Source organism: Maricaulis sp. (genome assembly GCF_017643475.1).
Taxonomy (GTDB): Bacteria; Pseudomonadota; Alphaproteobacteria; order Caulobacterales; family Maricaulaceae; genus Maricaulis.
Window position 1 is genome coordinate 1,275,464 of the sequence record NZ_JAEPNI010000001.1, and the last position, 18,740, is coordinate 1,294,203.

Below are 18,740 nucleotides of genomic sequence, written 5' to 3' on the forward strand. Positions count from 1 at the left end.
CCCATTCGCAAGGCTGTGGAATACAAGCTGAACCTGGTTAGTCGCGGAGGGCGCGCAGAACCCAGACGCGGACGGATGAAGCCAGTGGCTCCACGCCGCGGGCCTCGTCGATCTCTCCGATCAAGCTGGCCATGGATTGCCCGCGTTCGGCGGCTGCGGCGTCCAGCACATCCCAGAACTCGCTTTCCAGCGACAGACTGGTGCGATGGCCGGACAGTGAAATAGAGCGCTTGATCAAGGGCATGTCTCTACAAAGCCAAGCTCTTTTCCTTCGTCAAGCTTTCGTCACGCCTTGGCCGCCACTAAATAGGAGGCAGAGGAGACAAATATGCGATCATTCGAGGAAATTCGTGACCTGGCGCTGGGATATCACCCCGATCTGGATGAGCGCCTGAAGGAGTATTACACGCCGCGCAGCCGGGACGAGATCCGCGCGCTGCCTGACAGTCGCTGGCTTGCCGAAATGACCAAGCGTGTCTTCCAGTCCGGCTTCGTGTGGAAGGTGATCGAGGCCAAGTGGGATGGGTTCGAGGAGGCATTCCATGGTTTCGACCCGGCCCGTGTCAGCTTCTATTCCGACGAGGATGTCGAGCGCCTTGTCAGTGACAAACGCATCGTTCGCAACGGCCAGAAAATCATGGCGACGATCCAAAATGCCCAGATGATCCAGGATGTTGTGGCCGAACACGGCTCGTTTGGTGCCTTCCTGGCCGATTGGCCGGTCGAGGATCAGATCGGCTTGCAGGAGTTTCTCGGCAAGAAGGGGTCGCGGCTGGGCGGCATGACCGGCCAGTACTTCCTGCGTTTCTCCGGCTGGGATGCATTCATTGTGTCCGGTGATGTTGTTGCGGCGCTCGTTCGCGAGGGCGTGATCGACAAGGCGCCTACGTCAAAGAAGGCCGGGAAGGCCGTCCAGGACGCGTTCAATCACTGGCGCGAAGAAAGCGGACAGCCCCAGGCATTGATCAGTCGCACACTGGCGATGAGCATCGGTTAAGGGCTTGCTTACCGAAGTCTGACTACTGGGGTGCGGATTTGAGCTAAATGCGGCAAATCTGTTCCATCGAAGACTGGTCGTAGAGTTATGCGTCGTTGGCACAAGCCGATACCCTTATCCAAACTCCACGCCGGACGTGTCCCTGACACGCCCGGGGTCTTCGTGTTGCTTGAGGATGAGGGCAATCTGGCGTCCGTGTTGAAAATCTCGCCGGCGCGCTCGCTCAAGCGGTCCTTTGAGCGTGAACTCGATCCCCCGGCCGGATATCAGCCGGCCTATCCGTCGGCGATGATGTTTTTCGAGACCTTCTCCGAAGTTGCCGAGGCGGAGCGCCTGCTGGGCGAGTACAAGCGGCGTCACGGGCGTAACCCGGCGCTTAATTCTCCGTACTAGGCGCTTCCCCGTCTGGCGAGGTGTTCCCTTCGAGCTTTTTCGCCTCGACTTCTCGGAGCAGGCGCTCGCGTTCCAGCTGAACCGGTTCGCGCAGGGCCTTCGGCGTGCCGTGTTCCACCCGGTTGGCCTCGGCCTGTCTGGCCTTGTCCTCGCGCTGCTTGCGCTTGCGGAACTGTCGGAGGTTGACGGGTTTGGAGGCCATGACTCTAGTTATTCTGCAGACCGAAAGACCAATCAAGCCCTGCCGGAAGCGCATTAGGCGGGGCGAAGTCGATATGCAAAACTCGCCGTCGCTTTGGTTCTTGCGCGCGCTCCGAAGCGTGCACAATCAGCGTTTTGAGGGCGAGGACGTCGCCGGTGTGTGCTGGATGAACGACGGGACGGATCCGCCGCACTTCTCGCGCCACCGCCTCAACTGAAAGACGCCCCATTTTGTGCGATCCGGGAAGAGTCTTTAGTGGAGCGTTGGTCGGGCCGCTGTCATCCAGATGAACGCGCAGTGTGACCATTTGCTCGCTCAACGAAACCGGCGGTTCGACATGAGGAACGCCAGATTTGTTGGTCCACCGTTCGAAGCCAGGTTGGGAGTATTCTTGGGCCAGGGGCAACACCCGGTCTTGGTGCCAATCGACTGCCCAGTTCACACTTTCTGACTTGTCGAACAGCAAAAGGCGTACGGGCCTAAGTGGTTGACCTTCGAGTTTGCTGGCGATGGAGCAAAGCCCACCGGAGGCCATGATGGCGTTTAGCAGGGCCGGCTTCGGTTGGGCCAATCGTTGTCCAGCCCCCTGATCAGTCGCTCCAAGAAGCTTCCGATAGGTTTCAACGCCCATGACGGAAAGGGCACCCTCCAGCAGAAGGGCGCCCTCACGTTGGAAACTGTCGCGGTCCAGGAGCAAGCCTATGCCTTCGGGCCGATCATCTGTTCCGGACGGACAATCGCGTCGAACTGTTCCTCGGTGACAAAGCCCAGCTTGACGGCTTCCTCGCGCAGCGTGGTGCCGTTCTTGTGCGCCGTCTTGGCGACGATGGTGGCATTGTCATAACCGATGGTGGAGTTGAGTGCCGTCACCAGCATCAAAGAGCGTTCCATCAGTGCCTTGATATTGTCTTCGCGCGCCTTGATGCCGACCACGCACTTCTCGGTGAAGGTCCTGGCCGCATCGGCGAGGATGCGCACGGACTGCAGCACGTTGAAAATGATCACCGGCTTGAAGACGTTGAGCTCGAAATGGCCCTGGCTGCCGGCCATGGAGACGGTGGTGTTATTGCCCATCACCTGGGTGCAGACCATGGTCATGGCTTCACACTGGGTCGGATTGACCTTGCCCGGCATGATGGAGGAACCCGGCTCGTTCTCCGGCAGGGCAATCTCGCCCAGGCCGGAGCGCGGTCCGGAGCCCAGAAGGCGGATGTCATTGGCGATCTTGAACAGGGAGACAGCCACGGAGTTGAGTGCGCCATGAGCCTCGACCAGGGCATCCTTGGTGGCCAGCGCCTCGAACTTGTTCGGCGCTGTGACAAAGCCCAGCTTGGTCAGGCTGGCAACTTCCTCGGCAAAGGCTTCGGCATAACCCGGCTTGGTATTGAGGCCGGTGCCGACGGCGGTGCCGCCCATGGCCAGTTCCAGTAAAGCCGGCAGGGTGGCCTCGACGCGGCGAATGCCATTGGCGACCATAGCGGTATAGCCGGAGAATTCCTGACCCAGCGTCAGCGGAGTGGCGTCCTGAAGGTGGGTGCGACCGATCTTGATGATGTCCTTGAAGGCGTTCTGCTTGTCATTGAGCGCATTGTGCAGCTCTTGCAGGGCCGGGATCAGGGCGTGGGAGATTTCCTCTGCCGCGGCGATGTGCATGGCGGTTGGGAAAGTGTCGTTGGAGCTCTGTGACCGGTTGACGTGGTCGTTCGGGTGAACCGGGTCTTTCGACCCGACCGTGCCGCCCAGGATCTGGATGGCGCGGTTGGAGACGACCTCATTCGTGTTCATGTTCGACTGGGTGCCGGAGCCGGTCTGCCAGACCGAGAGCGGGAAATGATCGTTCAGCTTGCCTTCGGCGACTTCCAGCGCTGCCTGGGCGATGGCGTCGGCCAGTTCCGGTTCCAGATTGTCCAGGCGCTTGTTGGCCAGGGCGGCGGAGCGCTTGACGATACCCAGCGCGCGGATCAGGGGCTCCGGCATGGTTTCCGTGCCGATCGGGAAATTGATCAGGGAGCGGGCCGTCTGGGCGCCGAAGAGTTTATCGGCCGGGACTTCCAGGGGACCAAAGCTGTCGGTTTCTGTGCGCATCTCGCTCATGAGGGGAGGCTCCTTGCAGCGCGGCTAACGCTGTTCGATGATGGTGAACTTCGATTCGGACGTGTATCACTCAGGCATGACGGATCAAGACGCATGTGCGCATAGCCGTGGGGGGCAAGCGCAAAACTGGATCGGGCGAGGGAAGGTTCAGGCCGCTATGACCGGTGATGAGCTCAATCTACGCGTGGACGCACTGACCACGCAGACACGTCGTTTCAAGGCGTTGATCGGGGATTTCTTCCGCCTTGAATTCAAGCGTGTGCGCCCGAAATGGGGGCCTTATGAAGTCGTCATCCGGATTGAGCGTTGCGAAAACAGCCCCGTCCATGATGTCGACAATGTCGCCAAGGCGGTTCTGGATGCTCTGACCGGTGTGGTTTTCCACGATGACAGCCAGGTCGAACGTCTGCTGGTGACCAAGGTGATGGGGGAACGCCCGCGTATCTCCGTGACTGCGCGTCCGATGGCGCGCGAGAAAGTTGCCGAAATAGCCTGATGCTGACTAGGCAGCCCACTTCAATGATCTAGACTGTCTCCGAGATCAGGGGGACGTCATGAAATTTCTCGCAGCCATTCCGATTAGTGTGGCGCTTTTCGCCTGTCAGGCGAATGCTCAGGATAGTGTTTATTCCAATCTGACCGAGGAGAATTGCCGCACGCTCAGTGAGACTGAAGAGGGCGGCGGCTATTCAGTCATACAGCGCTGCGAGGGGCTTGGAGATTGGAATGTCTTCTTCCACACCGGTGAGCATGGCTCAGCCAGCGCGTTCAGTCGGCGCGATGACGCGCCTGAGCAGATGCCCTATGGCGGCTATGTCGGGAATTTTGGCGGCTTCCACACGGTGATCGAATGGCGCCTGGACGGGGCGGGCGATGCGTTCGCGACCATCCACCGCTACAATTCCACCTCTTTCGATGCTGAAGGTCAGGCGCGCAATAACAGCATACTGATCGTTGCGGCGCTGCGCCCCGGTTCCGAAGCGGAATCCTGTCATGTGGGCTATGTGAACGTGACCCGGCTGTCCGGCGGAAACGCGCTTGCGCGCGAGATGGCTGATCGTTTCGCCCCGGGATTTGCTTGCGGCGACCCGATCTGGATTGTCGACACCGACAGCCCTGACCTGGCGTCTGCGCGTCGCTACTGAGGCTGGGCGGGGGCCCTCACATTACACCCCGGCCAAGTTCCACACATTCACGTGATACGCTGGACGTCGAGTTTCCAGCGCCCTAGCGTTCTTCCCGGATATCAAGGGGAGAGCCATGAATTCACTCAAGCTTCTTGCGGCCAGCTGCCTGATGGCATTCGGTGGACTGGCGCATGGGCAGGTCGAGCGCGTCGTGCGCGGCAATCTGGAAATGGAAAATATTCCGGAGATTCCGGAAGAGGTGCGTGAGCGCCTGCTGACCTATCAAAATGTGCGCGGCGCCGGTTTCCAGGCGTTTCTGCCGGATGGCGGCATCCTAATTTCCACCCGTTTTGGTGAAACCAGCCAGATCCACCGCGTGGACATGCCAATGGGCGCGCGTTCACAGCTGACCTATTACGACGAGCCGGTCGGCGGCGCGAATCTGCGGCCGGGGGACAGCGGCGAGTTCATTTTTGCGCGCGATCGTGGCGGTGACGAGTATTTCCAGATCTTCGTCTTCGATACTCAGAGCGGACGGGTGCGCCAGGTCAGCGAGGACGAGACCCGCAATGGTTCAGCCAGCTGGTCGGAAGATGGGGAGCATGTCGCCTGGTACCGGTCCACTGAAGGCGATCCCGACTGGGACATCATGATCGCCAGTTCGGACAACCCGGATGACCGCCGTGTTCTGGTCGAGGGCGAGGGCGCTGTCTTCCCCGGTGACTGGTCGGCCGACGGCACGCAACTGGCCATGATCCGCTATTATTCAATCACTCACAGCGATCTTTTTGTCATCAACACGGACAACGGTGATGTGCGTCAGCTCAATCCGGACATGGATGTGGCCTATGCTGCGCATGAGTTCGAGCCCGGCGGCGAGACCATGCTGGTGGTCACCGATGCCGGAGCGGAATTCCGGCGTGTCGTGCGCATGAATGTCGAGACCGGTGAGATGACGGATGTCTCGCCGGATCACGGCTGGGATGTGCAGGGCATGGACCTGTCTCCGGACGGACGAACGCTGGCGTATGTGCTTAATGCCGGCGGTGTTTCCGAACTCCGCCTGATGGATGTGCGTTCGGGGCGAGAGATCGCCGGGCCGCAATTGCCGGTCGGCCTGATTGGAGGCATGCAGTGGGATGACGCCGGGGAGCGTATCGGTTTCACTCTCAATGCGGCGACCTCGCCAAGCGATGCCTGGATTTACAATCACCAGGACCGCGAGCTGACCCGCTGGACCCAGAGCGAGGTAGGCGGTTTGAACACCGAGACCTTTGTCGAGCCGGAGCTGATCAGTTTCGAGAGCTTTGACGGTCTCGAAGTGCCCGCCTTTGTCTATCGCCCGGACAGTGAGGGGCCGCATCCGGTGATCATCTCGATCCACGGCGGGCCGGAAGGCCAGTACCGACCCGGGTTTTCCTCGACTTTCCAATACTGGCTCAATGAGCTCGGCGCGGCGGTCATCGCGCCGAATGTGCGTGGCTCCAGCGGTTATGGTCGCGAGTATGTGATGATGGACAATGTCTTCCAGCGCGAGGATTCCGTCCGCGATATCGGGGCGCTTCTGGACTGGCTGGCGCAGCAGCCTGATCTCGATGCGGACCGGGTTGTTGTCTATGGCGGATCCTATGGTGGTTATATGGTTCTGGCTTCAATGGTCCATTATTCGGATCGTCTCGCCGGCGGTGTCGATATTGTCGGTATTTCGGACTTCCGCACCTTCCTGGAAAACACGGCGGGATATCGCCGTGACCTGCGCCGCGCAGAGTATGGCGATGAACGTGACCCGGATATCTCGGCCTTTTTCGAGGAAATTTCGCCGGCACGCCAGGCAGATCGCATCACGGCACCTCTGTTCATCATCCAGGGTCTGAACGATCCGCGTGTCCCGGCCAGTGAGGCCGAGCAGATCCTGGCTCGAGTGCGCGAGGTTGGCGGCGACCCATGGTATCTGCTGGCCAATGATGAGGGCCATGGATTCCGCAAGAAATCCAATCGCGATTTCCAGCGAGAGGCGGAGACCATGTTCTTCCGTGAAGTCTTCGATCTGGATTGATCCGGAGGGCGGGAAGCGTCAGCGTTTCCCGCTCGCCATCTTCTTCGCTTCAGGTAGACGGCGCAGGCTCAGCATTGCCCACACGCCCAGAAAAGGGCCAATGGCCAGCGGGGCAAAGGCCCAGCTCCAGCCGGCGAATGCGATCCAGCTGGGCAGGATCTGGACCATGAGGATAGTCAGAGTGAAGCCCAGCGCAGTTTGTACCGTCAGCAAGGTGCCGGCCCGGTCCGGTGGAGCGAGCTCGGTGATTGCGGTCGAGAACTGGGCGCTGTCGGCGATAATGCTCAGACCCCAGATGATCAGGATGGGCATCAGGACCCAGGGCGGCGCGTTGAAGGCCAGCCCGGCCAGCAGGGCGCAACTGCCCGAAATCGCCATCGCTACCGAGGTCACCCGGGTGCGTCCGAACTGGTCTGCCAGGCCTCCCGCGACAACGCAGGCCAGCGCGCCGCTGCCGATGACGGCAAAGGCGGTGAGGTCGGCGAGGTTTGCTGATGCGCCACGGGCATTCCAATAGGCGTGGGAGAAGGCGCCGATCCAGGCCCACATCGCATAGAGCTCCCACATGTGTCCGAGATAGCCCAGATTGGCCAAGCGCAGTGCCGGGTTCCGAACAGCGAGCAGGATCGCGCCGGGATCAAATCTAGCGGCAGGTCGAAGACCGGGGCCACCGCGCGCAAACAGGATGGTTACAGCTGCCAGGCCGGCACCGATAGCGGCCAGCCGAATGGGGGTCTGCCAGTCTGAACTGGCGCCGGAAATGGACAGCAGGAAAGGCGAGGCAGATCCCAGCGTCAACGCACCGACGAGGAGGCCGACCAACAGTCCGGCATCGCCTTTTGCCCAGCTCGCTGCCAGTTTCATCCCGACCGGATAGACCAGCGCAAGCGCGGCTCCTGCGGTGAAACGACTGAACACCAGCCACCAGCTGTCGGGGGCAAGCTGCAGGGCCAGGAGATTGGATGCTGCAGCGATCAGAGCGCCGCCCGCAAACAGGTGACGAGGGTTGAACCGGTCCGGCAGGCTGAACACTGCGCTGAACAGCGCCGCCAATACAAAACCTGCCTGGACAGAACTCGTCAGGGCCGCCTGTTTGCCAGCGCCTAGGGTGTAAACCTCGAGGATGGCGGGCAGGGCAGCCGTCCCGGAAAACCACACCGACAATGCCAGGATCTGGGCGAGCACGATCAAGGTTATGGACAGCCATTTCCTGGAGTCGGTATCGGCCGGGTTCGCCATCAGGTCTTGCGAATACGGGAGGAGCGACGGACCTGGCAGGTGGCGCTGGCGCGCGCTGCGATCTCGCCTTCAGCTGTCCAGACAATGCCCTCCATGAACGCCACATTGCGGCCGATCCGCAGCGCCTGCCCGCGGGCCTTGCAGCTCCCCAGTGGCAGGGGCGCCATGAAGCTTGTCTTCAATTCCAGTGTGGGAACGCCAATCGTAAAGCGTTCGGCCACGACGACGGACAGTGACATCACCTCGTCGAGCATGGCGCAGATCATGCCGCCCTGGACCCCGCCGCGCAGATTGGCGCAGCGCGGGTCGGGGTTGAAATTTGCCTCAAGCCATTGCTCATCCACACTGAAATCGCGCGGGTGAAACCCCAGCAGGCCGGCTGCGTGTTCGTGCTCTCCAATGGAGTTCAACCGCTGCAGGATTTCATCATCCGCCAGCGGCACAATCTCTTTGCCGGCGGCCAGGTCGGCGGGCACCGGCTTTTGCATACGCATTATTTTTTGCGGAAACTGTCGAGGCTGACCACCTGGGCGCCATCATCGTCTGAACCGGTCGCCTTGACCTCGTCCTCATTGTCGGAGGCTACGGTTTCGGGCAACGCGACGGCGACATTTTCGTCTTCCACCTCGTGTTCGAACTGCAGGTGGAAACCGACGCTCGGATCGTGGAAACGGGAGACAGCCGAGAAGGGAACCTTGAGATATTTCGGAACGCCGGAGAATTTGAGAGTGACCTCGAAACCCGCGTCGGAAATATCCAGATCCCAGAACTGGTGTTCCAGCACGATCGTCATCTCTTCCGGATATTTTTCCATCAGAGACTCATCAATATCCACGCCGCGGCCACGCGTGCGGAAAGTGATGTAGAAATGATGTTGTCCCGGCAGTCCCCCCGGACCTGCCGCTTTGTGCAGTGCTTGTTTTACAACACCACGCAATGCTTCCTGCGCCATGACGTCATAACGCATAAGATCTTTCGCCATTGGCTTACCCCCGGATCTCACGGGAGCAGCGTAGCGGAGACTTGTGGCTCGTCAACGAAATCTGACCTCTCAACTGCAATCTATCTTTTAATACGGGAAGATCTGTCGCGCTGATCGCTTCAGGCGGGTGATTTTCCCATTTCGAGCGAGGTCACAGGCGTTATGCGCGTGATCCTTGTTGCGCGATGTTCAGCTCAGATCATTGGCTGGACAGGTGCGCTCAAGCGCAAATTCGCAATCAGGCCCACAGGTCAGCCCCTTGCGGTCACAACTCGAGACAAACAACGACAGCCAGACCTGAGCCGTGGCGAGTTCACTGAAAACGCAGACCTCGAACCCGCCTTTTCGCAGCACATTGCGGAAAGCCAGCTCGCCAGGTCCCGGATGCTCGACGTTGTCACTCACGAGGGCGATGGCGGTTTTCGACGGAATGAGGTCCAGAAAGAATCCAGCCAGATCGGTAGCGTCATTCTCCGAAACAGTCATTCCGGTTGCTGAAAGGTCAAAAAGGTATCGGACCGGTCTGCCAGTGTGGTTCCGCTCGGAGACTTTCTCAATCGTGCTGAGCCATTCATGGGGGGCCTGCGGCGCCCGCGTGGAGATTGAGAGCGTGGAAACATCCAGCCAGTCAATATTCGACCCATCAGGCATGTTCACACTTCCCCGAATCAACTGGTTCCATGATGAAACGAATGGGTTGATGAATGATAAATTATAAGGAAGTGTCAGGAAGTGCAGGGCAAAGTGGAGGCTTCTGTTGCCAGGCGCCTCCGAGCCCCGCCTATTCCGGCTAAAGGGAATAGGAGTTTTAGCGAGATGTCCCGCGCTGCTTATGCAGCGAGAGCTACCTCTTCAGCGTAGTTGTCATTAGCAACTATAAAATCGAGCCTGTAACGGGCCTCACCCGAGCGAAAGCAATCCCCTTTACCCGTCTGTCGATCCTGTTTCGGCCCCCACAGAGACCTTCGCTTGCCAATGGCAGTTCAGGTCAGATTCCCAACTTGCGCAGGGATGATTGGTGGAGCCGCCGGGTACTGCCCCCGGGTCCAGTCCGGTTATTACGAGCGCGTTTATCGCCATAGCCGGCGAACCGGCGCTGATTAATATAGCGACGGATAGTGGCGATTTGAAGGGAGGCTGGCAGGTCGTCTCAATAGCCGGTGACGATGAGCGCAATCGCCAGCAAGCCGATGCACAGATTGTAGCAGAGTTGTAGAAACACGCTGCGCAGGACCGCGCCGATCCAGCTGGACCGGTAAAACCCCCGATCGTTCAGGACCTGGTGGCTGAGGACGCTCGCAAAGCCGAGTATGGCCAGTGCGATTATGCCGGGAGTCCAGCCCTGGTTCACACGTGCACCGAGCACCAGCAGGGCGATGAGCGGCAGATAGGTGGCGTGCCAGTAGAGTGAAAAGACCACGTGTTCGATCATGCGGCGTCGCGGGTGAACCACCAGATTGAGGATGGCGAAGGCGACAACCATCAGGATCAGGGACTGCGCTGCGGCGGCAGTGACGCCCTGTTCGAAGCGGGCGGGAAACTGCACGGCAAAACGCGAGGGAGGGCCCAGGCTCATCGGGTCGCCACCGATTTCGAACTCGGTCCGGCAATCCGCTGTATCGGGCAAAGCGCGCCCCTCCGGCGCGGCGCCAAACTGGAAGAGTTCGATCTGGAGCTCGGTATCGCGTGAATAGACAAGGTCACCGCTCGGGCGGATTTCATCAGGACCCGGCATGACACCACAGGTGGATGTTTTAAAGAAGTTGGACGGCGTGTCGTCGGGGGAACGGGACTCGCTACGCCTCGCCATAGCCGCATCGATTGCGGCGGTTCGCGCAGCAATGGTCTCGGCCGATTGCGCGCGTACGGTCTCTGCGGAGGGAGAAATACTGACCCCGATGACCCGCACGCCGGCGGCGGACATGAGCAGGAAAAACAGCAGGCTGATGATCAGGTAGATGCGGATGGGGGCGGTATGGCTCTGGCGTCGGCCGTCGACATAGTCGCGCGCTACCCGGCCAGGCTGGGAGTAGAGGCGTCGCAGAGTGGAAAAGAATTTGCCTTCCCAGACAAAAATACTGCCGATCAGATCGGTCAAAAGGGTCCAGGCCGGGCGCCGAATGTCCTCGGCGGACTGACCGCAGTCCTGGCAGAACGGACCGACCAGAGTCGCGCCACAATTGGCGCAAGTCGCATCACCGGTTTGCGACGAGTTGGTGTCTGTCGAGCGGCCGCCCTTGGAAGTGTCTGTTTTGTCCACCTGATCCCCCGAGTCTCACGGGCAAAAGAGCCCGCAAGATCGGGGTGGTCAAGGTGAGGCAGGGCTTAGCCCATGCAGAAAACGTTCAGCTTGTGACCATCAGGGTCTCGGAAATAGCCCGCATAGAAGCTTCCATCGCCGCGCGGACCGGCGGGGCCTTCGCATTTGGCGCCCAGTTCCTCGACCGCCAGTTTGTAAACCTTGTCGACCTGTTCGGAATCCTTGGCCTGGAAGGCGACCATCACACCATTGCCCACCGAGGCGGCATTGCCATCAAAGGGCTTGGTCAGGCCGATACCGGCTCCCTGGCCCGGATTGGCCCAGGCGATGAAGTTCTCGTCTTCCATCATGCGGCCGACACCAAACTCTGCACACAGCTTGTCATAAAATGCAGCGGCCGTGGCCATGTCATTGGTGCCGAGGGTCACGTATCCGATCATCATCTTCTCCCTGTTGATGAAATTTGGAATGTTCTGGTAATGTTCTGTGCGCGAAAGCTACAGGATCACACCGGCCAGGCAAGCAAAATCTGGGCATGCCCGCTATGTATTTCCTGTGGAGATGCCTGTCGGGCACCATTCCGCCGGATCGAATCGCGGTCTAGTCTTCCCGGTTAGAACAGCGAGGTATGTGATGGCTGAAGCAGTGACACTGGATGGAGCGGGCAAGGCGACCCAATCAGTTGGTTCCAAGGCCGAGTATGCCTATCTGGATCTGCTGCGCGACATCCTGGAAAACGGTGCCGAGCAAAATGACCGTACTGGCGTGGGCACGCGTGCCGTTTTCGGTCGCCAGTTGCGCTGTGACCTGTCGGAAGGCTTTCCACTGCTGACCACCAAGAAGGTCCATTTCAAATCCATCGCCATTGAACTCCTCTGGTTCCTGCGTGGGGAAACCAATGTGAAATGGCTGCAGGAGCGCGGCGTCAGCATCTGGGATGAGTGGGCCGATGAAAACGGCGATCTGGGTCCTGTCTACGGCAAACAATGGCGCCGCTGGGAAGGCCCGGACGGCACCGAGATCGACCAGCTCTCCAACATCATCAAGCAGATTCGGGAAAACCCGTCCTCGCGCCGGCTGATCGTGTCCGGCTGGAATCCGGTCGATGTGCCGAACATGGCGCTGCCGCCCTGTCACACGCTCTACCAGTTCAATATCGCCAACGGGAAACTCTCCTGCCAGCTCTATCAGCGCTCGGCGGACATGTTCCTCGGCGTGCCGTTCAATATCGCGTCCTACGCGTTGCTGACGGCCATGGTGGCGCAGGTTTGCGGGCTGGAGCCGGGTGAGTACATCCACACTTTCGGTGACGCGCACATCTATTCCAATCACATGGACCAGGTGAGCGAACAGCTTTCGCGCACGCCGCGCGCCCTGCCACAGCTGAAACTCAATCCGGATGCCAAGGACCTGTTCTCCTTCGAGTATGAAGACATCGCGCTGGAGGGCTATGACCCGTATCCACGCATTTCCGCCCCGGTCGCGGTCTAGCTGTTCTCATGTCTGGCGCGCTGGGAGATCTTGCTGAGCGGATACGCCGCGTTTCGGACATCTATGCGCGCAAATACGACATCGACCGTAGCGGTGACTGGCACCTTCTCAAGCTGCAGGAGGAGATGGGCGAGCTGACCCAGGCCTATCTGACTGCAAGTGGCAGGACGCGCCGACCGGCCGATAACGCTGCGAGGGAGCAGCTGGCACTGGAGATGGCGGATACGCTGGGCATGTTATTGCTGTTGGCACGGGATGAGGGCATCGACCTGGACGCTGCTGTGCAGGCCAAATGGCTCGATTGGCTCGAGCCTGAGAGCGCCTAGACCATTGTGGAGGGGAGCATGACAAGCGCAGCTCTGGTGGTAAGGAAGTCCGGTATCTCCGCGAGGCTGGAAACCGGTGGACACGGAAATTTCCAGCTGGTCTTCCGGCGCGCCACGCTCAAGGCCCTTTTGCCCTGCCGAGGTCACAAGCCGGTCGATGATGATCCCGCACGCCTGCTCGAGAAGGCCATGGTCGAGCTCGCCTTTTTTGACGAGTGCGATGACGTGCTGGAATGGGCGGGCGAGCTCGATCTCGATGTCGCCAGGCCAGAAACCCTCGCCGAATTCAGGGCGGTCGATGAGGCGCGCTCCAATCTCATCGCGCTGATCGGACAACAGCGTTATGACGGTCTGCAAACGGAGATCGCCATCGGACAGGCCATCTCGGCCGCCGCTCTTGGATATGCTTCCAGCCGGGACGAGTAGACATGAACACCATCATTCCCAGGATCAGCCTGATCGCGGCGCGCGGGCGCAATAATATCATCGGTTCGGATGGTGATTTGCCCTGGCGGTTGAGCTCGGACCTCAAATTGTTCAAGGCCATCACCAAGGGCAAACCGGTCATCATGGGGCGCAAGACCTGGGAAAGCCTGCCGCGCAAGCCCTTGCCCGGGCGGCTCAATATCGTGGTGACTCGACAGGCGGGATACACGGCCGAGGGCGCTCAGGTCGTGGGGGATATGGGCGATGCATTCGATGCGGCGTTCATTCAGGCCAATACTGACCGGGTCGATGAAGTCTTCGTGATCGGAGGCGCCCAGATCTATGCCGCCGCCATGACCGTGGCAGACCGTCTCTACCTGACAGAAGTCGATGCCGCGCCCGCTGGTGATGCGGCATTTCCTGAGTTTGCAGAAAAAGACTGGTCCGAGCTCGGCCGGGAGGTTTATCCTGCCAGCGAGGCGGATGATCACGCCTTTGTCTTCCGCGCGCTTGAACGCGCCTGAACAAGTTTCCAACGTGGGGGGATTCTCCCTCCGCGCGTCCCGCAGTATCAGACTTGAACCTGAGCGCGCATGCGTTCATTTACATCCTGATACACGACAGAAGGATTGAACCACTCCATGCCATGGAATGACAATCAAGGCGGCGGCCAGGGTCCTTGGGGATCCGGCGGCGGCAATAACAACGGACAGAACCCTTGGGGCCAGCGCCCCAACGGGGGTGGCGGCGGTGGCGGTGACCAACCGCCGGATCTCGACGAGGTCGTCCGCCAGATGCAAAACAGCCTCGGCCGCATGTTTGGCGGCAAGGGCGGTGGTGCCGGCGGCGATGGCAAGAAGGGCGGGGGCTTTTTCAGCTTCAGCCTGATCCTGCTGGTGCTGATCGGTGTCTGGTTCGCGTCCAGCGGCTGGTACCAGGTTGGACCGAACGAGAACGGTGTGGTTCTGCGTTTCGGTGAATACAGCCGGACCACCCAGCCGGGTCTGCACTTCAAGCTGCCGTCTCCGCTCGAGACCGTGATGCTGCCGGAAGTGACGACCACCCAGTCGCTGACCATCGGCACCGGCCAGGAAGGTCAGATGCTGACGCGCGACGAAAACATCGTCGATATTGACTTTGCCGTTCAGTGGCGTGTGGATCTGTCCTATCCGGACGGGGTCCGCGACTTCCTGTTCAATGTCCGTAACCCGGAGAGCACTGTTCGAGCGGTTTCCGAAAGCGCGATGCGTGAAGTCATCGGCACCTCGGAATTGGAATTCATCATCACGGAAGGTCGTGGTGAGGTGTCCCAGCGAACGCGCGAACTGGTTCAGGCGACCCTGAACGAGTACGAGGCGGGTATCCAGGTCCTGCAGATCAACCTGCAGACCGCCCAGCCGCCGGAAAGTGTTATCGCAGCCTTCCGTGACGTCGATGTCGCGGAGCAGGATGCCGAGCGTGCGCGTCTGGAAGCGACCGCCCATGCGAACCGGGTCATTCCGGCAGCGCGTGGTGTTGCCGCCCAGCTGACCCAGTCTGCCCAGGCCTATCGCGACTCCGTGATTGCCCAGGCGCAGGGTGATGCCGATCGTTTTGTGTCGATCTATGACCAGTATGCACTGGCACCGGAAGTGACCCGTCGCCGCATGTATCTGGAGACGATGGAACTCGTCCTGGGTCGTTCCGACCTGCTCGTTCTGGACGGTGAGGCCGGCGCATTGCCGTACCTGCCGCTCAACGAGCTTGGCAATAACCGTCGTTCGGGAGGCAATTAATGTTTAGAACTCTTGGACTTGTAATTCTGGGTGTCACCGTATTCATCGGCCTCCAGAGTATCTACACGGTCAATGAGCGGGAGCAGGCCCTGATCCTGCGCCTTGGTGAACCAGTCGAGAGCGTCAATGAAAACGGCGATGAAGCGGGGCTCCACTTCAAAGTGCCGTTCATCATGGACGTGCTGAAGTTTGATCGTCGCAATGTCGAGTTCGACATGCAGCCGGAGGAAATCCAGGCTTCCGACCAGGTGCGCCTTGTTGTGGATGCCTTCTTGCGTTACCGCATCGTTGACCCGCTGCGCTTCTACCAGACGGTTCGTGATGAGCGCGGTGCCCAGCTGCGCCTGCGTTCGATCATGGATGACAGCCTGCGAGGCGTTATCGCTTCCATCCCGTCCCAGGACGTGATTTCCGGTCAGCGTGCGACGCTGATGGAACGGGTCCAGACACAGGTTGAGGCCCAGGTCGCTACACAGGATCTCGGCATCGAAGTCATCGATGTCCGCATCCTGCGCGCTGACCTTCCACAGCAGATTGCTGAACGTGTCTTCCAGCGCATGCGCTCGGAGCGTGAACAGGAAGCCGCCCGCATTCGCGCTGAAGGTGAGCAGGACGCGACGGAGATCCGTGCTGACGCGGATCGCCAGGCGACGATCATCCAGGCCGAGGCGCGCGCGGAAAGCGAACGTATCCGTGGTGAGGGTGATGCCCAGCGGAACGCGATCTACGCAACGGCCTATGGTCGCGACGTGGAATTCTTTGAATTCTACCGCTCCATGCAAGCGTATGAACTGGCCATCCAGAACGGAACACCTATCGTCATTCCGCCAGACAGCGAGTTCTTCGAATACTTCGGCAGCCAGACCGGACAATAGTCCAGCGGCTCTGAAAACAGATCACAGCCCCGCCATCGGCGGGGCTGTTTTCGTTTCGAAATCCACACGAATTCATGACGATGCCGTTAGGCCGGTTGCGGGCCTGCCGTGCTTGGGGGTATTCAGGGGTTAACGTGTAATCACCTGAGATGTGAGCAGAACTGTATGTTTCGTTTTCTGGCCCCAGTCCTGACCGTCGTATTGATGCTGACCACGCCCGGTGCCGTCACCGCTCACCCTGCACCGGACGGGTTCGCCGACCTTGCCGAGCGCCTGTCTCCGGCCGTGGTCAATATCGCCGCCGCGCAGCGTCTGGACAGTGATGATCGCCTGCCGGATTTCCCGGAAGGGTCTCCGCTCGAGCGTTTCAACGATATTTTTGGTGACGGCCCGCGCATCGCCAACTCGCTGGGCTCCGGTTTCATCATCGATCCCGAAGGCATCGTCGTCACCAATAACCACGTGATTGATGGCGCAGACGAGGTCGAGGTTTCCCTGCCGGACGGACGGGTTTTCCCGGCACAGGTTATCGGCACCGATCCGGTCACGGACCTGGCGGTGCTGCGCATGGAAACCGACGAGGCGATGCCGTTCGTCGCCTTTGGTGACAGTGATGGCGCCCGGGTGGGTGACTGGGTGATCGCGATCGGTAACCCGTTCGGCCTGGGCGGTACGCTGACGGCCGGTGTCGTCTCGGCGCGGGGTCGTGATGCCGGTGGCCGTTATGACGACTACATCCAGACGGATGTGGCGATCAATACAGGCAATTCCGGCGGTCCGCTGTTCAATATGAGCGGTGATGTGGTGGGCGTGAACACGATGATCCTGTCGCCAACCGGTGCCAGTGTCGGCATTTCGCTGTCCATCCCGTCCAATATCGCGACACGTGTCGTCGACCAGCTGGTGGAGTTCGGCGAGACCCGCCGCGGCTGGCTGGGTGTGCGGGTTCAGCCCGTCACCCCCGACCTGGCCGAGAGTTATGATCTGGACACACCCTATGGCGTGATCCTGGGCAATATCGAGGATGGCAGCCCGGCAGAAGAAGGCGGGCTGCGCCAGGGCGATCTGGTGCTGACCTTTGACGGTCGCCGTGTGCGCGATGACCGATTCTTCACCCGCCAGGTCGCGGAAACCGAGATCGGTGCCACGGTCGAACTGGAAATCGTGCGTCGCGATCGTCGCATGACCCGGACTATCACCATTGGTGAATTGGTCGAGGAGGGCGATGAGCTCGAGGAAACCTCAAATGTCGACGTCATCATTCCGCGCACGGGTGCCGAGAACGAGGTCTTTGGCATGACGCTTGGCCCGCTCACCCCGCAAAACCGTCGCCGCTATCGTGTGCATCCCGATGCCGAGGGTGTGCTGGTGACCGAAGTCGATGCGACCTCGGACGCGGCCGGCAAGGTGCGTCCGGGTGATGTCATCGAAGAGGTGGAGTTCACACGTGTGGAGAGCATTGCCGATATCCGTGCGATCACGGACGAGGCGGACGGCCCGGTGCGTTTCCAGCTCAATCGTGGCGGCCAGTACGTGCTGCAATCCATCCGCTCGTGACACCGATCCTGCTGATTGCCGGGCCGACAGCGGCCGGGAAAACAGCGCTGGCAATCGAAGCGGCCCGCCACCTGGATGGTGAGATCATCAATGCCGACTCGATGCAGATCTATGCCGGTCTGCCGATCATCACCGCCTGTCCGGATGATGAAGAACGCGCGGCTGCGCCTCACCACCTGTTCGCAACCATTGATCCGGCCCAGCGCTGGTCTGTCGGCGAGTGGAGCCAGGCGGCGCTGGCGCTCGTTGACGAGATCAGTGCGCGCGGTAAAACGCCGATACTGGTTGGCGGCACGGGGCTCTACTTCAATGCCCTGACGATCGGGCTGGCACCGGTCCCGGAGATTTCTGCTGAGACCCGGGCGCGAGCCACAGCCTTGCTTGAAGACGAGGGGCTGGACGCTGTTCGTGCGGAAGCGGAGCGCCAGGACCCGTTCTCCGCGGCCAGGATCAAACCCGCCGACAAACAGCGGCTCTTGCGGCTGGTGGAAGTCGGCTGGGAAACCGGACGGCCACTCTCCAGCTTTCACAGCGAAACCACGCCCTTGCTGGGCGAGCGGGCCTGGCGCGGGATTGTCATCGAGCCGGACCGCCAGGCGCTTTATGACCGCATCGATCTTCGTTTCGATCTCATGCTGGATGCGGGGGCTTTGGAAGAGGTGAGGGCGTTTCGCTCGCGTGGTCTGGACCCGGACCTGCCAGCGATGAAGGCACTTGGCGTGCCGCAACTGATCGCCCATCTGGATGGCACGCTTGATCTGGCCGAGGCGATCGAAATCTCCAAGCGAGAGAGCCGTCGTTACGCCAAGCGCCAGATGACATGGTTCCGTAATCAACAGGCTGGCTGGGATCGGGTGACAGCGTTGCATAAGGATGGCGCGCGAACACAACTCGCTGCCTTGCTGGGCTAGGCCTGCTGGACATGGGCACGAGAGACGGG

General features: G+C 60.4%; 23 protein-coding genes and 1 other RNA gene. 13 read left to right on the forward strand and 11 right to left on the reverse strand.

Annotated features, from left to right (window positions below; genetic code table 11):
• Positions 1-37: 37 nt before the first annotated feature.
• Positions 38-244: a ribbon-helix-helix domain-containing protein gene (locus JJ889_RS06095; RefSeq protein ID WP_291892601.1), complete on the reverse strand. Its 207-nt coding sequence runs from the start codon at positions 242-244 to the stop codon at positions 38-40.
• 84 nt (positions 245-328) lie between these two features.
• Here JJ889_RS06095 and JJ889_RS06100 point away from each other — a divergent pair, with 84 nt between their 5' ends.
• Positions 329-997: a DNA-3-methyladenine glycosylase I gene (locus tag JJ889_RS06100; protein ID WP_291892603.1), complete on the forward strand. Its 669-nt coding sequence runs from the start codon at positions 329-331 to the stop codon at positions 995-997.
• A 162-nt stretch (positions 998-1,159) separates the two neighbouring features.
• Complete coding sequence (locus JJ889_RS06105) at positions 1,160-1,390, forward strand: hypothetical protein (RefSeq protein ID WP_291892605.1); 231 nt, start codon at positions 1,160-1,162, stop codon at positions 1,388-1,390.
• On the opposite strand, the gene JJ889_RS06110 is transcribed toward JJ889_RS06105, so the two are convergent.
• The 3 genes from JJ889_RS06110 to fumC form a co-directional block, all read right to left on the reverse strand.
• Positions 1,374-1,592: a DUF4169 family protein gene (locus tag JJ889_RS06110; protein WP_291892607.1), complete on the reverse strand. Its 219-nt coding sequence runs from the start codon at positions 1,590-1,592 to the stop codon at positions 1,374-1,376. The genes JJ889_RS06105 and JJ889_RS06110 overlap by 17 nt on opposite strands.
• A 4-nt stretch (positions 1,593-1,596) precedes the next feature.
• On the reverse strand, positions 1,597-2,223 hold the full coding sequence (locus tag JJ889_RS06115) for a phytanoyl-CoA dioxygenase family protein (protein WP_291892608.1): 627 nt from the start codon (positions 2,221-2,223) through the stop codon (positions 1,597-1,599).
• A 68-nt stretch (positions 2,224-2,291) separates the two neighbouring features.
• Complete coding sequence (fumC, locus tag JJ889_RS06120; protein WP_291892610.1) at positions 2,292-3,686, reverse strand: class II fumarate hydratase; 1,395 nt, start codon at positions 3,684-3,686, stop codon at positions 2,292-2,294.
• A 157-nt stretch (positions 3,687-3,843) separates the two neighbouring features.
• On the opposite strand from fumC, the gene JJ889_RS06125 reads away from it, so the two are divergent.
• The 3 genes from JJ889_RS06125 to JJ889_RS06135 all read left to right on the forward strand — a co-directional run bounded on the left by JJ889_RS06125 (position 3,844) and on the right by JJ889_RS06135 (position 6,869).
• On the forward strand, positions 3,844-4,182 hold the full coding sequence (locus tag JJ889_RS06125) for a RusA family crossover junction endodeoxyribonuclease (protein ID WP_291892611.1): 339 nt from the start codon (positions 3,844-3,846) through the stop codon (positions 4,180-4,182).
• A gap of 58 nt (positions 4,183-4,240) precedes the next feature.
• Positions 4,241-4,831, forward strand: coding sequence for a hypothetical protein (locus JJ889_RS06130; protein ID WP_291892612.1), 591 nt, complete (start codon positions 4,241-4,243; stop codon positions 4,829-4,831).
• A 115-nt stretch (positions 4,832-4,946) separates the two neighbouring features.
• A complete protein-coding gene (locus JJ889_RS06135) occupies positions 4,947-6,869 on the forward strand; it encodes an alpha/beta fold hydrolase (protein WP_291892613.1) in 1,923 nt (640 codons plus the stop codon).
• Positions 6,870-6,887: 18 nt separating this feature from the next.
• Here the strand turns inward: JJ889_RS06135 and JJ889_RS06140 are convergent, their stop codons facing one another.
• The 7 genes from JJ889_RS06140 to JJ889_RS06170 all read right to left on the reverse strand — a co-directional run bounded on the left by JJ889_RS06140 (position 6,888) and on the right by JJ889_RS06170 (position 11,790).
• The gene (locus tag JJ889_RS06140) at positions 6,888-8,108 is read right to left on the reverse strand and encodes an MFS transporter (protein ID WP_291892614.1); all 1,221 of its coding nucleotides are present in this window, start codon (positions 8,106-8,108) and stop codon (positions 6,888-6,890) included.
• Positions 8,108-8,602, reverse strand: coding sequence for a PaaI family thioesterase (locus tag JJ889_RS06145; RefSeq protein ID WP_291892617.1), 495 nt, complete (start codon positions 8,600-8,602; stop codon positions 8,108-8,110). The genes JJ889_RS06140 and JJ889_RS06145 overlap by 1 nt, the downstream gene beginning before the upstream one ends.
• Positions 8,602-9,090, reverse strand: coding sequence for a ClpXP protease specificity-enhancing factor SspB (locus JJ889_RS06150; protein WP_291892619.1), 489 nt, complete (start codon positions 9,088-9,090; stop codon positions 8,602-8,604). Before JJ889_RS06150 ends, JJ889_RS06145 begins: the two co-directional genes overlap by 1 nt.
• Positions 9,091-9,279: 189 nt before the next feature.
• Complete coding sequence (locus JJ889_RS06155) at positions 9,280-9,741, reverse strand: hypothetical protein (protein WP_291892621.1); 462 nt, start codon at positions 9,739-9,741, stop codon at positions 9,280-9,282.
• Positions 9,742-9,833: 92 nt separating this feature from the next.
• Positions 9,834-10,225, reverse strand: a transfer-messenger RNA (tmRNA) gene (ssrA, locus tag JJ889_RS06160).
• 15 nt (positions 10,226-10,240) lie between these two features.
• A complete protein-coding gene (locus JJ889_RS06165; RefSeq protein WP_291892624.1) occupies positions 10,241-11,350 on the reverse strand; it encodes a DUF3667 domain-containing protein in 1,110 nt (369 codons plus the stop codon).
• Positions 11,351-11,415: 65 nt separating this feature from the next.
• A complete protein-coding gene (locus JJ889_RS06170) occupies positions 11,416-11,790 on the reverse strand; it encodes a VOC family protein (protein ID WP_291892626.1) in 375 nt (124 codons plus the stop codon).
• A gap of 193 nt (positions 11,791-11,983) precedes the next feature.
• Here JJ889_RS06170 and JJ889_RS06175 point away from each other — a divergent pair, with 193 nt between their 5' ends.
• From JJ889_RS06175 to miaA, 8 genes are all read left to right on the forward strand, one after another.
• A complete protein-coding gene (locus JJ889_RS06175; protein WP_291892628.1) occupies positions 11,984-12,841 on the forward strand; it encodes a thymidylate synthase in 858 nt (285 codons plus the stop codon).
• Between the two features lie 8 nt (positions 12,842-12,849).
• Positions 12,850-13,167 carry a phosphoribosyl-ATP pyrophosphohydrolase gene (locus JJ889_RS06180; RefSeq protein WP_291892629.1) on the forward strand — a complete coding sequence of 106 codons (318 nt, stop codon included), beginning with the start codon at positions 12,850-12,852 and terminating at the stop codon, positions 13,165-13,167.
• Between the two features lie 18 nt (positions 13,168-13,185).
• Positions 13,186-13,593 carry a hypothetical protein gene (locus tag JJ889_RS06185; RefSeq protein ID WP_291892630.1) on the forward strand — a complete coding sequence of 136 codons (408 nt, stop codon included), beginning with the start codon at positions 13,186-13,188 and terminating at the stop codon, positions 13,591-13,593.
• Positions 13,594-13,595: 2 nt separating this feature from the next.
• Positions 13,596-14,117, forward strand: a complete 522-nt coding sequence (locus JJ889_RS06190; RefSeq protein ID WP_291892633.1) for a dihydrofolate reductase — start codon at positions 13,596-13,598, stop codon at positions 14,115-14,117.
• A gap of 117 nt (positions 14,118-14,234) precedes the next feature.
• Positions 14,235-15,368 carry an FtsH protease activity modulator HflK gene (gene hflK, locus JJ889_RS06195; protein WP_291892635.1) on the forward strand — a complete coding sequence of 378 codons (1,134 nt, stop codon included), beginning with the start codon at positions 14,235-14,237 and terminating at the stop codon, positions 15,366-15,368.
• Entirely contained in the window at positions 15,368-16,243 is an 876-nt protein-coding gene (locus JJ889_RS06200; protein ID WP_291892637.1) for a protease modulator HflC, read from the forward strand. The genes hflK and JJ889_RS06200 overlap by 1 nt, the downstream gene beginning before the upstream one ends.
• A gap of 165 nt (positions 16,244-16,408) precedes the next feature.
• Complete coding sequence (locus JJ889_RS06205; protein WP_291892639.1) at positions 16,409-17,800, forward strand: Do family serine endopeptidase; 1,392 nt, start codon at positions 16,409-16,411, stop codon at positions 17,798-17,800.
• The gene (gene miaA, locus JJ889_RS06210) at positions 17,797-18,711 is read left to right on the forward strand and encodes a tRNA (adenosine(37)-N6)-dimethylallyltransferase MiaA (RefSeq protein WP_291892641.1); all 915 of its coding nucleotides are present in this window, start codon (positions 17,797-17,799) and stop codon (positions 18,709-18,711) included. The genes JJ889_RS06205 and miaA overlap by 4 nt, the downstream gene beginning before the upstream one ends.
• Positions 18,712-18,740: the final 29 nt, after the last annotated feature.